A 15286-nucleotide genomic window follows, 5' to 3' on the forward strand; every position below is an offset into this window, starting at 1 on the left:
AATAATAATCAACCTACCCTATGAACCCTTCTAATAACGCATTAACTAAAGAGACAACAGGCAAATCACAATTGCAATTTACACCACTGCTTATGGATAATTAAATTACATTTAGGTCTAATTTTTGCTATAATTATTACAATGTAGCTCCAAAGGAGTTTCTGAATAATCTTCAGGAGGAAGTCAATGTCACAACAAATTGGAAATGAATTTTTTGAAGCAGATATGGACATGCACCAACATTACCTTGATATCCTAAATTGCGTACCGGATATTGTTTACTGGGTAGATAAAGATTGTCACCTGAAAGGTTGTAATCAAAATTTTATCAAGTTACTGGGCTTAAAAAAAATAGGCGATTTAAAAGGAACTCCCTATGACCAAATGGCGAAACATATGAAATGGTCAGAAAAACGGATTGAAACGTTTAAACTGGATGATATGAAAGTGCTCTTTTCAGGTGAAGCTCAGTACGATATAGAAGAAGAACCCGTATACAATAAAGATAAGGAAGCCATTTACTATAAGTCCCGCAGAGTACCATTGTTCGACAAGGAAAATAAAGTATGTGGTTTAGTAGTTGTGCTAACTGATATCACCAGACTAAAAAAATTAGAGGCGCATTTACAACAAGTTCATTCCCCGAGGAATACCAAACGTACTCAAAAGAAACGAGTGACTGAACCCAAAATATTAATGGTGGAAGATAATTTCGTTGCTCAAAAAGTTGAAGAGGCATTGCTTAAGGAACTGCAATGCCAGGTTGATATCGCAGACACAGGAGATAAAGCGTTAAACCTTTTCGACCCAGGGAAATACGATATGGTCTTTATGGATATTGGACTTGAAGACACTTCTGGTTATTTAGTAGCAAAAAAAATTCGCCAAAAGGAACAAAACACCAATTATCATGTGCCAATTATTGCCTTAACTTCATACCAGGCCGATGTGGTGAAATACGATGTTGAGGATTATTTTATGGATGGAGTGTTAACTAAACCTTTAACAAGCGAACAAGCAGACCAGTTAATCAAACATTTTGTTCATAAAGAAGATATTATGGTTTCAGGCTTAAAATCAGCAAGGGATAATTAAGATCAATTTGCTTACCAGACAATAGCTGATTTTTTTGTTAGCGCGAAATAAAATAAAAGATTGCCAAAGCCTGATAAATAGAGAAACTGTTAAATTGATACATCCGTGCCTTATATGATTGAAGTATAATCTCGCCGGCGAGGGCATTATCCTCATAAAAACAAGACACATCCCGCATAATGTGTGAGAATAGATTTCAGCCATGCCAAAGATATTTGTAATCGCTGGTTTCTTGGGTATATCTTCCCTTACAATGATTATTGATACTGGAGAATGAAGTGATATGGGATCCTGAACGTTATGTGCTTGGAAACTATATTCAAAATAAAATCAACGATGTATTTCTAAAAACAATTCACAGCAAGCTGTCTGGAAATATTTTAGATATTGGTTGCGGAGATGGGCACTATACCAGCTTGTTGGCTGGCAAGGTAAAACATGGCCAAATTCTGGGAATTGATAGCTCTGAACAAATGATCATGCACGCCAATCAACAATGGGCACGTACGGGGCTATCTTTTGAAGTTCATAACATTGAGGAATTTCACCAACCGCAATCTTTTGATTTGGCGCTCTCATTTTGGTGTCTGCATTGGACAAATATCCACATTTCTTTTCCAAATATTTTTCATCTTCTAAAAAGGGAAGGCAAATTGTATGCTGTCATGTCTTCCTTTTCCGATCACAGCATTTTGCAAACCTGGAAAGAATTGGCCAAACAAAACCTGTATAGGGATTTAACAGAACAATACATCTCTCCAATCAATGAACAGTATTTTTATGGTGTGATTAATCTTCTCAACAGATTGCCTTTTAAACGAATTAAACTTGATTTAAAAACTTGCCGTGTTCATTTGCCGCACATTGATTATTATAAGAATTTACTTCTAACAATGCCTTTCATAAAAAGAGTTCCTTCTGAAATAACAGATACACTGGTTGAGGACATGTTAAAAGCATTTCAAACTATCTGTGACAGGAAATACGGTGGTCAATTATATTATGAAACTCGCCCCATATTTTTAGAGGCTATTAAATAACTCAAGGTGTTAGGAGGCAATACCGTGCATTTAAATTTTAATACAACTCCTGGCATGAACATACCTATGGTCATTGCAAACCAGGATAATTTGAAAGCAAGCCCTACCCCTTTGTTACATTTTATTTCTGAGTATCATGACGAGATAATCCAAAAGCTCAATCAGTATGGAGCAATAGTATTAAGAGGATTTTCCTGTCAAGAAGAGAACTGCTTTTCGAAAGCAATCGAATTGTGTGCCTTAGGCACACGATGTTCGACAAGCGATTATGACTTGCCAAGAACTGTACTGGCAAATGAAATTTACACATCAAGTGACCTGCCGGCTCATATTCCCTTACCGCTGCATCACGAAAAACCCCGATCACCAAAACCACCTAATCACATCTATTTTTGCTGTATCATCCCGCCTCAGGAAGGCGGTGGAACAATCTTTGCCAACGCTGAAGAAATATGGATAGATATGCCCCAAGACATTCAGAACAAGATTCTTGAATACGGTGTCCAATACAAGCAATTTTTTCATGGGCACTCTGTAAAATATCGTGTATTAAGAAAAATTCTGGGAAACCATTGTGCTCGAAGTTGGGTTGATTATTTTGGCACAGAAGACAAAACTCAAATAGAACAAAATTTAACTCAAAAGCAGGTAGTATGGGATTGGATAAATCATGGGATTGATTTGATAATACTAAATTATTTGCCCGGAGCATTAAAGCATCCTCTAACTGATAAAATAGCCTGGTTTAATTCATCAGCTTATTTGAATTATTATTCGAATTTGAATTATGGTGAATTAAAAAACCTGCGTTCATTCAAATATTGGGCAAGCCGGTATCTTATCCTGAAAGATATGCTTCCCATGATCTGTCATTATGGTAATGGCCAAGAGTTTTCTGCAAAAGAAATATCTGAAATTAACCAAGTTATTCAGCGTCATACTCGTGTTTTTCATTGGCAAAAAGGAGATTTCATGATTGTGGATAATTTTACTTTTATGCATGGCAAACAAGCTCATGTTGGAGAAAGATTATTGTATTCATGCATGACGGCTTATTAATGCAGGTTTATTTTTATCCGCTCCCTCACGGTCGCAGCTCGGACTATGGTTCAAAAACTGAGCCGCGACCGTCAGGGAGCGGATATAGTATTCCCATACAAAATCTTGCTGAATTCTGGCTATACTTAAGGTAAATAGACCTTCCAGGTTAATTTGTTTATACTCAAATTCTCTCTCTGTTATGGTTGTTTTTATTATAACTCTTTGCCAGACAAATAATTTTTGTGCGTAGCCAGGCACTTTCAGGAGCATTGTAAGTGGTAAACGTAACTATGAAAAACAAAACCAAAGACCTTTTGAATGAACCCATTGCCATCATTGGGATGAATTGTCAATTTCCTGGGATTGATTCGGATATAGAAGATGTTAGTGCCTTTTATGACATGCTGATGAAAGGGCAAACACCAATCAAAGATGTGCCTGAAAATCGCTGGAATATTGAAGAGTACTATAGTGCTGACAGAAAAAAAGCAGATAAAATTATTAGCAAAAAAGGCGGTTTTTTAGATAACACCCATTTATTCGATGCTGCTTATTTTAAAATATCTTCTGCCGAAGCGAAGCAAATAGATCCTCAACAACGCCTTTTTCTCGAAGTGGCTATTCGAGCTTTAAATGATGCCAATATCCCGCTAGACTCTTTAAAAGACTCTAACAGCGGAGTTTATTGCGGCATTTCCACACACGAATACAGCCAACTGAACTATAAAGACCATATCAAATTTAATGCCTACACACCCATTGGAATAGCGAACAGTGCTGCTGCTGGCAGGCTCTGCCATTTTTTGAATTTAAAAGGACCCAGCATGGCTGTTGATACAGCATGCTCTTCTTCGTTCACTGCACTCTATCTAGCGGCCACCGCATTGAGAAACCAGCAATGTGATATGGCAATTGTAGGAGGCGTCCATTTGAGTCTCTGTCCTGAAAGTTTTGTCGGATTAACCAAAGCCAATATGCTGTCAGCGACAGGGCAATGCAGCAGCTTTGACAGCAAAGCGGACGGCTTTGTTCGTAGCGAAGGTTGCGGAGTGGTTATTGTTAAACGCCTAAGTGACGCCATACGAGACAATAACAAAATCTATGCACTCATCAAAAGCATGGTTATTAATCAAAATGGCGATGGAACAGGCCTTGCAGCCCCCAGTACTAATGCCCAAATTGCCATGCACCAAGCCGCATTGGAACATGCCCATTTAACTGCAGGTGAAATTGATTATATTGAAACCCACGGAACAGGCACAACAGTAGGTGATCCCGTCGAATTTAATGCGATCCAAAGCATTCACCAAGGGCATCACTCTCCTCAAAAACCCTTGATAGTAGGGGCACTGAAAAGTAATATAGGCCATACTATTTCATCATCAGGCATTGCTTCTTTAATTAAAGTACTTTGCTCTTTGCAAAATGAAGCGATTCCCCCCAATTTACATTATTCAAACCCGAACAGCTTGATTGATCCCGAAAGTATCCCTGCGCTTCTACCCGTTGAAACAGTTCCTTTTCTCAAACTCAAAAATAAAAAAAGATATGTCCAGGTATCTAATTTCAGCTTTACAGGCACGAATGTAAGTGTCATTTTGGAAGAAGCGCCTGAGTTGAAATCACACGAGTCAAAGCAAGACGACAATGAACCAAAATGTTTTGTTGCCTCAGCTAATAGTGAACTCTCATTGAAACAATTGATGTCACGCTACGAGCATTATTTGAAAAACTCATCTTCCAACTTGAGAGACATATGCCATACCTTGATCAATTGTCGAGACCATTACAAATTTCGCTGCGCCATCATTGTAAACGATAAAAAAGAACTCATTAAAAAAATGGAATCGAAAGACTATGAAATAACAAAAGTCACTCTACAAAATAACCCCAGAACGGTATTGAATGATGCCAAACTAATTTACGAAGTTTATTTATCCGGCATTAATATCAGCACTGATAACAAAAATACCGTTTACAATAAAGTGGATTTACCACTCTACTATTTTGACAGAAAGCCCTATTGGCATGAAGTCAGAAAACAGGTCAAGAATGATCATTGGCTGGATTCTTTATATCAACAACCGATGGAACAACAAGTTGAAACCATCAAAGCAGAGCTCACCTCTCAAATCAAAGATCTTTTAAAGAAAGACAATATAGATCCGCATCAGGATTTGGAAACCCTTGGTCTAACTACACCCTTATTGGAATCCCTAGATCAAATTCTTCAGGATATGCTTTCTCCTCGATATCAAGTGCCTTCTCTCTTATCTTTACGCTACCTAACCGTAGATAAGCTGGCAAGACATTTACAAAAAATAATCATGCCGCCTGTCGTTTACCGGCAACCGTCAATTAATGTACTCAATGTTGAACCTATCGCAATTGTAGGCATGAGTTGCCGCTTCCCCAAGGCAGCCAATGTGGATGAGTTCTTATCTTTGCTGGAAAAAGGCGAAAGTGGCATGATCGATATCCCTTTAGAGCGTTGGGATAACGAGAAATTTTACGACCCGGATGTCGATGCCTTAGGAAAACTATACATCAAGCAACTGGGCTTCATTGATCATGTCAACCATTTTGATGCGGAGTTTTTCAATATCAGCCCGCGTGAGGCTAAGCTCATGTCACCTCAATTGCGTGTTTTTATGGAAACCAGTTACCATGCGCTAGAAGATGCCAATTTGCCCCTTGATGCAGTCAAAGACACCAATACAGGAGTTTTTGTCGGAGTAGGCACTAATGAATATCCCCGAGTTTTAGCTTATCAAGGTGTTACCTTAGAAGATTTGAATATTTACTTTGCGACGGGGAATGTTTTAAATGCGCTGGCCGGCCGTGTAGCCTATTCCTTTGACTTTCATGGCCCAATACAAGCAATAGATACCGCATGCTCATCCTCCATGACAGCCATACACAATGCCTGCCTGAGTCTGCAATCTGGTGACTGTAATATGGCTCTTGCTGGCGGTGTGAACATCATCCTTAGCCCTGATTCTAACATTACTCTTTCAAAAGCCAGAATGCTCTCACCTGACAGCCGCTGCAAAACCTTCAGTGAAGACGCTGATGGCTATGGTCGCAGCGAAGGGTGTGGTGTTGTGGTTTTAAAACGTTTAAGTGACGCCGTTAAAGACAACGATAATATTCTGGCAGTAATCAAAGGCACCTCCATCAACAGCGACGGTAAAAGTGGTGGTTTCACTGTCCCTAATGGTGCTGCACAGGAAGAAGTCATCCTAAGCGCATTGGCAAAAGCGAACCTGTCACCTGGTGATATTGATTTTATCGAAGCCCATGGGACTGGCACGCCATTAGCTGATCCTATCGAAGTGAATACGCTGACCAAGATTTTTAGTGAGCATCACAACAAAGAAAACCCGCTTTATATCAGCTCAGTAAAAACCAATATTGGGCACTCGGAAAGCGCATCCGGTGTAGCCAGTGTTATCAAAACTGTTTTAAGCCTGAAAACCAAAACAATATTTAAGCATCTGAACTTCAAAAAGCTTAATCCTGCCATTCAATTAATTAATACAGTAATCCCTCTTGATAAAACCGATTGGACCAAGAAACAAGGCTTAAGGTGTGCCGGGGTTAGTTCTTTTGGTTTTAGTGGGGCTAATGCCCATGCCATCCTACAGGAAGCTCCTGAAGACAAAAAAGAAGCACGCACCCTTCCCGAAGAATCTCTGCTCGTTTTATCAGCAAAAAGCAAAACCTCTCTGGAGTTATTACTGGCCAGTTACCAAAACTATTTATCCAATACCCGGGAAGAATTTGCCGATATCTGCTACACAGCAGCAACTTGTCGCAGTCATTTTATGTATCGTGTAGCAATTAAAGCGCAAAATGCAGGCCAAGCGGCCAATATCATAAAAGGCAATGGATACACTATTTGCCATATCACCAAAGAAAAAGAATGGACTCAACAACCGGACACACTTGCAGAATTGCAAACAGCCTACCTGGATGGATTCCCCATCAACTGGTCTGAATTTTATCGCTCCCTTGACCATCATTTTGCAAAAGTAAAATTACCCTTATACGAATTTGAACATATAGAACATTGGTTTGGTGACAAAAACAAGTTGAAAGATGCACCTCTACCAAAGGACTGGTGTTTTCAAATCCAGTGGCAAAATGAACCATGTGATAAAAGCAATCGAAAGCTGAGAGGAAATAGATGGCTTTTAATTGGTCCCAGACATCTGGCTGATGGTTTCAAAGCTCAAGGCCTGGAAATTGTCTACGAAGATGAAGAGTATTCTCGAGACAAACTGGAAGGCATCATTTTTGCTGAAAGTTTGCATCTGGCACCACCTGACATAGAAGCTAATATTGATTTTCAAAAGAAAACCTTAAAAAAGCTGCTGAACTTAATTAAAGAACTTGATAACCAGTCAATTGATTTGCAATTGCTCATTCTTACCAGCAATGGAATTGCTGAACTGGCGAATGACAAACACCCTGTCAATATAAGCAATAGCCCTCTTATTGGTTTCTGCAAGACTCTCGCTTTAGAGCTGCCACAATTCAAAACCATTCTCATCGATATGGATAAAATCGAAGAGGACAAATACCCGACACAAGTGATAGAAGAAATCAATTATAACCATGGAAGCCGCTATGAACACATAGTAGCTTACCGTGGTGGGGAAAGGTTGGCTTCCCGTTTAAAAAAGACTCCGCTGGAAGATAGGCGACGACTATTGCATGGAGTGAAAGGACGCTATCTTATTGCTGGCGGCTGCGGTGGTTTGGGATTGGTAACTGCCCAATCCTTGCTTTCCTCTGGAGCAAGAGAATTAATTCTCACCTCAAGAAATATCGATAAACCAAGGATCAAGGAAGCCATTTATAAAATTAAATCCCATTACCCTGGCGCCAACATCCGGGTTGTCAGTTTAGATATTACTGATAGGGAAAGTTTAAAAAATTTATTATCAGAGCTTAATGCCGATGGTCAGTTAAAAGGCATCATCCATGCCGCTGGTGCTGCAATTAAAGCGCCTTTGCTTGAACATCAGGATGAAGACGTTGATTATTTATTTTCAGCTAAAGTAAAAGGTGGATGGTTTTTACATGAACTAAGTCTGGATTGCAACCTGGATTTCTTTGTTGTCTATTCTTCAGTTTCCTCCGTATTTGGCAGCAACAAAGAATCCGTTTATAGTGGAACGAACAGTTTCCTCGACGCCTTGATCGCAGAGCGTCAGCGTATGGGGTTACCTGGTACCGCTGTTCAGTGGGGACCTTGGGGTGAAGTAGGAATGGCCCAAAAACGCTCGCGTGATGAAGGACTAAAACAAGCGTTAATCAGTAATGCACAAGGACATGTAATCATTAAATGTCTCATCAACGACGAATTCAAACACGCCACTATCATATCTCCAGAATACCTCAAATTTATGCTGGATTTTGTACCCAAGCCCTTACCTGGGTTTTATGGACAACTTGATGAGGAGCTTGAAAAAATACCACAACAACATCATCAAAGCCCGGCAAAAAATCTGTCTCCATGGCTTAATCAATATCTGGAAATTAGTGAAGAGGAGCGATTTAAAGCCTGTAAAGCAATGGTATCTGATATTTGCGCAGGAATCCTTGAACTGACAGAAAATGAAGACTTAAACGAAGACGAAGGTTTTTTTGAGTTGGGTTTTGACTCGCTCATGATTACTGAATTGGCCAGTGAACTAAAGAAAAAGCTGGAACCATTCCTTAAAGTTACCGTGACCATTGGTTTTAATTATCCATCCATCAGTAAGCTGGCCAAATACATTGAATCAGAGCTTGATAAGAACTTGGTCAAGATACAAAGTCCAAAATCAACTCCCAAGCCGATTGATGACGGTATAGCAATTATAGGCATGAGTTGTTTATTACCTAATGCGCCAGACATCGCTGCCTTTGAAAAACTGTTGGAAGAGGGATTAAGCGGTATCAAAGACATTCCAAATGACCGCTGGGATAATAGCCAATATTACGATCCCGATATGGAAGCGCCTGGTAAGTCCTACGTTACTAAACTGGGATTAATCGAAAATATTAAATATTTTGACGCTGCATTTTTTGGTATTAGTCCCCGAGAAGCAAAATTGATGGAGCCTCAGCAAAGAGTATTTCTTGAGTGTTGCTACAAGGCATTGGAAAATGCCAACTACCCTTCGGAATCTTTGCGTGGCAGCTTAACAGGCGTATTTGCGGGCGTAGGTCCCAATGAATATTATGCGCAACTGGAAAAATCAGGGTTTTCAAACGAAGAACTCAGCGCTTACTCTATCACGGGTAATGTACTCAATCTGATTCCAGGCCGAGTAGCCTACACTTTTGATTTTAAAGGCCCATCAATCAGTGTTGACACGGCATGCTCTTCGTCGCTGGTCGCAATCCATTACGCCTGCCAAAGTTTAAAAAACAAGGAAATTGATTATGCTCTTGCGGGTGGGGTGAATATACTGCTTATGCCGGAATCTAATGTAACTTTGTGCAAAGCAAAGGCATTATCACCTGATGGCCAATGCAAAACCTTTGATGAAAGGGCTGATGGATACGTCAGAGGCGAGGGTTGCGGCGTAGTATTGCTTAAAAGGCTCTCTGATGCCTTGCGGGATAACGATCACATCCTCGCCATTATTAAAGGCTCAGCCGTTAATAACGATGGTAAAACAGCTGGATTAACCGTGCCTAATGGTAAAAGCCAGGAAGAAGTCATGAAAAAAGCGCTTGGTCAGACTGAATTGTCGAGAACCGACATCAGTTATATTGAGGCTCATGGCACAGGCACTCCATTAGGGGATCCTATTGAAGTGGATGCTATCAACAAAATCTACGGTCATCAACGCAACAAAGAGAATCCCTTATACCTGGGTACTGTTAAAACAAATATTGGACATCTTGAAAGCGCATCAGGCGTAGCTGGCGTTATAAAAACTGTTATCAGCCTGCAAAGAAAAACCATTTATAAAAATTTGAATTTTAATAAATTAAATCCCAATATCAAACTGGATGGTACTCAACTGGCTTTAGAAAAAACAAATTGGAAGACGAATACAAAACTCAAATACGCAGCAGTCAATGCGTTTGGTTTTAGCGGTACCAATGCACATGTTATCCTTGCGGAGTTTCCTAAAGAAGAAAAGCCAAAAACTTCAAAACCCTCTCAAAAACATTTGCTGGTTATTTCAGCCTATTCCAAAACGGCTTTAGATAATTTAACTCTACGATACCAACAGTATTTAGAGACGACTCAAAATCATTTTGGTGACATATGCTTTACCGCTGCGACTTGTCGAGAACATTATCATTACCGTTTGGCTTTAACAGCTGAGAATGCGATTGAAGCGAGTCGTATGCTGGGTGCAGGGCAATTTGCCTTGTCTTATCATGAAAATATTACACTGGACTTACAAAACGACAGAGCGCTTAATTCCCTGTTAATGGATTATCTGCAAGGAAAACCAGTTGATTGGAAATCCTACTATCAATCCCTTAAAGGAGAGTTTACAAAAATTCTGCTGCCTAATTATACCTTTGACCGCAGCGAGTATTGGCTGGATAAAAAAAACAACGATAGCATAGCCACTCATAAAGGTGAGCAACACCCTCTTTTAGGGCAAATGCTTACCATGCCAGGAAATGAATATCTGTTTCATCAGAAACTGGATTTGGAGAATTTGGCTTATATCAAACAACACAGTGTTTTTGAAAAAGTAATTTTTCCAGCAACAGCCTATATTGAATCGGGTTTGGCAGCAGCAAAATCCATATTTCAATCCAGCGCTTTTCAAATTGAAAAATTCAATATCGAACGTCCTCTACATCCTAAACAAGGTCAGGAGTTTCAATTACAAGTCAAACCTAAAATGGATGGACAATACAAAATCAATCTTTTCGCGAAACAAGAGAACGACTGGCAAACTTTCTGTGAAATGGAAATTCATGCTAAGCCGACAGCAGCCCGGGAATCTATCCATATTGACGTGCTTAAATCATCGTTTGGCAATAAAGTAGAGCTGTCGGACATATATGAGCAATTTCAGAAAAGCTCATTATTTTACGGCGATGAATTTCGTGTCCTGCAAGAGGGCTATGTTCGGGCGAACAGTGTTCTGGCTAAAGTCACATTGACTAAGGCAAGCCAGGGCCAGGACTATTATTATCATCCTGTTCTGCTTGATGGTGCCATGCAAAGTATCTTGTTATTAAGTGTTAAAAATGACGAGAATAAAAATTTTAACGCCGAGAACGTTACCTACATACCCTATGCCTTCATCCGCATGACTGTATTTAAGGAAGCGCCACGAAGCCTATGGGTGCATTTAACTAAACAAAATACTGAAGATGCGAGTGATCTTTGCGTTAACATCAATTTATATGAGCAATCTGGTTTATTAATTGCTCAAATTGCAGGCCTTAAATTGCGAAAGGTAACACGAAGTCATTTTATTTCTTATGACTTTGCTTTAAACCACCTTTATTACACAGAATGGAGCCCTGTCCCTTTAAAAACCTTACCCCAACAAAAAATTCCTGACCTCTTGGCCATTACAAAAAATCCTGGCAAAGCTAAAGAAATATTGGATGGCCTTAATTATCAGCTGGTTGAAAGGATCGATGACTGCACAAATATCGAGCACAGCAACATAGTATTCCTTTATGAACAAGGACAGTTTCATGATCTTTTTCATTGCTGCCAGATCTTATTTCGATTGCGTCCCAAGCGCTTTATACTGGTTACGGAACATGCTTATGCCATTCAAAACCATGATCAGGTCAATCCTTACCATACAATGGCCTGTTCTTTTTGGAAAAGCTTTAGAAATGAATATGAGCCCAATAAAAATTATGCCATTGATTTAGACTCCAAGAGTCGCTTGGCTACGGCGTTAATGTATTTATTGAATACAGACACCCATGACACTCAAATAGCAGTCAGAGAATCTCTTTTCTTACCCAGGCTAAAGAAAAAGCAATTGGCCAGTAACTCTGCCCCAGAGATATTAATTGATGGCAATGCCACTTATCTTATTACAGGCGGTACTGGAGGCTTAGCCAAACCCTTGATGGAATACCTCATGAGACGCGGTGCCAGGCACATTGCCATTACCAGCCGCACCGACTATTCGGATGACATTAAGGCATTAATAGATAAGGCCAAACAAAATCAGATTGATATCAAACATTACATGGTTGATGCCGGAAATTATCAGAAAATGGAGCAAGTGATTGGAGAAATACAACAGGGCCCCAACCCATTGAAAGGCGTATTTCATTTGGCGGGTTTGATACAAGATGGGCTCATCGTCAATTTGAATGATGAAGCGATGCAAAAAGTAATCAGCGCGAAGATGGATGGCGCTTTAAATTTACATCAATTAACCCAAAATATCCCATTAGAATGGTTCGTCATGTTTTCTTCATCCGCATCCTTGTTAGGTGCCAGGGGTCAGGCAAATTATGCCGCAGCTAATGGATTTTTAGATGGTTTAGCCCATTTAAGGCGCCAACAGGGCTTACCGGCAATTTCTATCAACTGGGGACCTTTCCATACCACAGGAATGGCAGCCAATTTGACTCATACTCTACAGCATTATGGTTTTTTACCATTGGATAAGGACAACATTGATATTCTTGATGTGCTTTTGCCTAGTCAATTGCCTCAAATTTCTCCTTGCCCTATGAATTGGGATGTTTACTGCAAACATACACCGAAACAAACGGAATTATCCGTGCTGGTTAAGGCGAAACCACTACCTGATCAGTCTTTTTTGAATGCACTTCGACAACACTCCAAAGAAGAAAGCATCTCAATATTGTCACAAGCATTACGAGAAATTGCAGCGGATGTCCTGGCTTTGGATGACAGCGAACACATTTCGAACCACCAAGATTTGTTTTCAATGGGTCTGGATTCACTGATGTCAATGGATATCAGAAATCGCATTTATGACAAATTACAATGCCAAACACTAAGCTTACCGATTGAATATTTTATTAATACTCCTACCATTAATAAAATCGCCAGACATATTTCTGATGAATTAGACCATGTTTTTGATAGTCACTCTGACTACCACCCTACTGAAAATCCGTCAGAAAGAGAAATTGCATTATGTGATTTTCAATATGTATTCTGGGTGCTTAACAAATTGGATTACCATTTTAATATCGGTACACAAATACAATTACACGGCCGAATTAATAAAGACTATGTCCAACGGGCTTTTGAATTTGTTGTAAATCAAAATAGTGTCTTCTGGATCCATTTTAATAAGGATAAACCAACCCAAAAATTGCATAAAGTTGGACAATTTGAATTAATTTACCAGGATATTTCTCTGAATCATGAAACTAAAGCGCTGAATCACGAATTCCAAAACAATATATTGCGCGCTATTCCACTCACCAAACAGCCATTGATTAGAGTGTATTTGTATAAGATTAATAATGAATTGCATGAATTACACATCGTAATACCCCATATTATTGTCGATGACGCATCATGCGAAATGGTTTTTTGCCAATTTAAAAACAATTATGAAAAACTAACTCTTGGGAAAGAATTAGTATCCAACCCAGAAAAAGGCTCTTATTTTAATTATGTGAAACAAAATAATAATCACTATCAAAAAAACCTGAAAAATAAAATTGATTTTTGGCAAAACTATAATAAAGGCTTTAAAATGCTGAGTTTCGGCAATAGATATCATTTATCCGATACCTCAAAACAAACAAAGCACTTATTTCATTACCCTATTGATCCTCAACACGCCGAACAATTTATAAATTGGCATAAAACCCAAAATATCAATGTCAGTACTGGATTGATTGCCGCATGCCAAATTGTTTTCTACAAACTAAGCCACCAAAATAAAATACCGATCATTTTAATTCACAGTGGTAGAGAAGGTGGAGAATATAAATCAACCCTGGGTTTGTTCTCGGAATATAAAAGGATAAATCTTACCTTAAATGAGAATAGCCAATTTATTGATTGTATTCATTCAATTGAAGAGCAACTCTTAAAAACAGCCCCCTATCAAAAATGCTCTCATCTCATCAAAGACAGTGGCTTGAAAGGTTCGAGCTTATCCTTTGGTCAATATTTGACTTTGGCGTTAAATAAGATGTTTATGCTGAAACACTTTAAAGAAAGTAAGCTCCATTCCATTATCATTGACTATTACCTGAAATATTTAAGTCGCCTGCTATCCTTCAAAAAAAACATTTCAATAAAACAACGACTAAATCAACTATTTAAATTGGATATGTCATTACAAAAACCGGAAAGATTAAGAATTCTTGTCAGCGTAACCCCCAGCTTTTTTACCAAAGAACGCCCTGATATGAGTTTTGCTAATCTTGATTACAGCTATCCTAATCATTTTGGATGTATGGATAGGCCGATAGGAAATCGAACGCTTTGGATTTATTTCTCCAAAAATCAGGATGGTGAATATCAAATTTCCATTAATGCGCCGTTAACAATAGAATGTAAAAATAAGATCGGAAGTAGTCTTAGCCAGTTTATTACAACTTTTGTAGAGAATAATAATTGTAATATTGCTGAATTAATTCAAGCAATGGAGGATTCCTCCATTGCTTCCTGATTTTACTGAGCCTGGTTAACCGTAGTATTATTATTTTTTATTTGTTTAGGGTTTGATGATGAAGGCTGAGTTGAAACTTTGGGTACCACAATATCCGTTCCAAACTTGCCTTTTATCTTGACCTCACCTGGCTGCAATACAGCAGATTGGCCATTGGCTCTACGACAACGCTGGGTATGACATTTCATCTTACAAACTCCCTGGACACATCCATAACATCCCCAGTTATCCCAACAGCAAGCCCAATTGCCTTCGATTGTTGAAGTAAAAGTTCCCCCTGCCAACTGGCAGACATCTTTCATTTCAGCATTTGATGCTCCCGTATTCGGCGCAGCATAAACATGAATTGATACAAGGCTAGAGAGAAAGAGGAAAAGCAGCCCTGCCATCCTTAAAAATTTCATGATTCACCTCCTTGGAATCGTACTATCAGGGCTTACGAAAACCCCCTGTGTATTCCGGAGCGAAATGATCACCAATTCCGGCGGCATT

The 15286-nt window shown here is 39.2% G+C and carries 5 protein-coding genes; 4 read left to right on the top strand and 1 reads right to left on the bottom strand.

Annotated elements, in window-relative coordinates; all coding sequences use genetic code 11:
* Positions 1-186: 186 nt before the first annotated feature.
* The 4 genes from CC34_RS0107860 (at position 187) to CC34_RS0107880 (ending at position 14794) form a co-directional block, all read left to right on the top strand.
* Positions 187-1095: a response regulator gene (locus CC34_RS0107860; protein WP_027227227.1), complete on the top strand. Its 909-nt coding sequence runs from the start codon at positions 187-189 to the stop codon at positions 1093-1095.
* Positions 1096-1373: 278 nt separating this feature from the next.
* Positions 1374-2135 (top strand): class I SAM-dependent methyltransferase, encoded by a 762-nt coding sequence (locus CC34_RS0107865; protein ID WP_014842171.1) that lies wholly within the window; start codon positions 1374-1376, stop codon positions 2133-2135.
* 24 nt (positions 2136-2159) lie between these two features.
* Complete coding sequence (locus tag CC34_RS0107870; protein ID WP_027227228.1) at positions 2160-3194, top strand: TauD/TfdA family dioxygenase; 1035 nt, start codon at positions 2160-2162, stop codon at positions 3192-3194.
* A 257-nt stretch (positions 3195-3451) separates the two neighbouring features.
* Positions 3452-14794, top strand: coding sequence for an SDR family NAD(P)-dependent oxidoreductase (locus tag CC34_RS0107880; protein WP_027227230.1), 11343 nt, complete (start codon positions 3452-3454; stop codon positions 14792-14794).
* A 2-nt stretch (positions 14795-14796) separates the two neighbouring features.
* Here CC34_RS0107880 and CC34_RS0107885 read toward each other — a convergent pair whose 3' ends face one another.
* Positions 14797-15198: a hypothetical protein gene (locus CC34_RS0107885; RefSeq protein WP_027227231.1), complete on the bottom strand. Its 402-nt coding sequence runs from the start codon at positions 15196-15198 to the stop codon at positions 14797-14799.
* Positions 15199-15286 lie beyond the last annotated feature (88 nt).

Source organism: Legionella pneumophila subsp. fraseri (assembly GCF_000586315.1).
GTDB lineage: Bacteria > Pseudomonadota > Gammaproteobacteria > Legionellales > Legionellaceae > Legionella > Legionella pneumophila_B.